At 64.5% G+C, this 1,159-nt stretch carries 2 protein-coding genes; both read left to right on the forward strand.

Annotated elements, in window-relative coordinates; genetic code table 11:
- Nucleotides 1-496 (forward strand): IS66 family transposase (locus tag ACSFA3_RS24825; RefSeq protein WP_435508021.1); only part of this gene is annotated, 496 nt, incomplete at its 5' end.
- Between the two features lie 58 nt (nt 497-554).
- A complete protein-coding gene (locus ACSFA3_RS24830) occupies nt 555-1,043 on the forward strand; it encodes a hypothetical protein (protein WP_435475159.1) in 489 nt (162 codons plus the stop codon).
- Nucleotides 1,044-1,159 lie beyond the last annotated feature (116 nt).

A 1,159-nucleotide genomic window follows, 5' to 3' on the forward strand; every position in this document is an offset into this window, starting at 1 on the left:
GGAGGCCGAGATCCGAGGCAAGCCGCCGCACGAACGAATGCGGGTTCGCCGGGAACGCACGAGTGCGATGCTGGGCGACCTGAAGGAATGGTTCGACACAGCGCTGTCGCAGGTCTCGGCGAAGTCGCCGATGGCATTGGCGATCGGGTACTCGCTGAGCAACTGGACGGCGCTGACGCGCTTCGTCGACGACGGGCGGATCGAAGCGCACAACAACGCGGCCGAGCGCGCGCTGCGCGGCGTGGCAGTCGGGCGCAAGAACTACCTGCATCTCGGCTCCGACAACGGCGGGCACAGCGCGGCGGTGATTTACACCTTGATCGGCTCGGCCAAGCTCGTCGGCATCGATCCACAGGCCTACTTGCGCCACGTGCTCGAGCGCATCGCCGACCAGCCGAGCAACCGCATCGAGGAGTTGCTGCCGTGGGCGGTCGCCGGTGAGCTTGCCAAGGCGGCGCCGACGAGCTCACAGCCTACCGACAAGCTCGCGGCCTGAGCACATCGCCGCTGGCAAAATCGCCAGCATGCGTGTCAAGCAGATCGAAGATCTTCCCATGGCCACAAGCGCCGAGCTGTACCAGCTCAGCTGGGTCATCGAGCAACTCATGGCCGACCCGAGGCGCATCGTGCAGGCGCGCTCGCAGCTGCACATGGGCCAGTTGGTAAAGTACTGGGACTGGGGCACTGGCAAGCTGCGCGAGGCTCGCATCGCAGCGATGAAGGACCGGCAGGTCACACTGCTTGATGAGCAAAGCAAACAGCGCTTGAGCGTGCTGTATGCGGCCGTCGTGCCAGTGGATGAGCAGCAGGCAGGCACGTCACCCTCACCGGCGCCCGCGGCACCGCTGAGGCCGCCGCCGGAGATCCATCACAAGCAGGACTTCCGCGTCGGCCAGCGTGTGAGCTTTACCGACCAAAGCCTGAAGCGGCACGTCGGAGAAATCGTTCGGATCAACCAGCGCACAGCCACCGTTCACTGCGATGGCCGCGCATGGCGCGTGGCGTTCGCTCTGCTTCAGAACGTCACCGACATCACGCCCTAAACCATCCAGCCGTCAACAACGGCCTCGAGCGGACTATTACGGTTCGACAACGCAAACAGCGTGATCACATGCGCCGTGTTCTTGACCAGTCCCTTGAACCTCACCTTCGCCAGGCC

Source organism: Variovorax glucosi, assembly GCF_051216695.1.
In the GTDB taxonomy this organism is placed as follows: Bacteria; Pseudomonadota; Gammaproteobacteria; order Burkholderiales; family Burkholderiaceae_C; genus Variovorax.

Bases quoted from the DNA above. Each gene is read 5' to 3' on its own strand.
- ACSFA3_RS24830 (WP_435475159.1), top strand. From the start codon at position 555: ATGGCCACAAGCGCCGAGCTGTACCAGCTCAGCTGGGTCATCGAGCAA.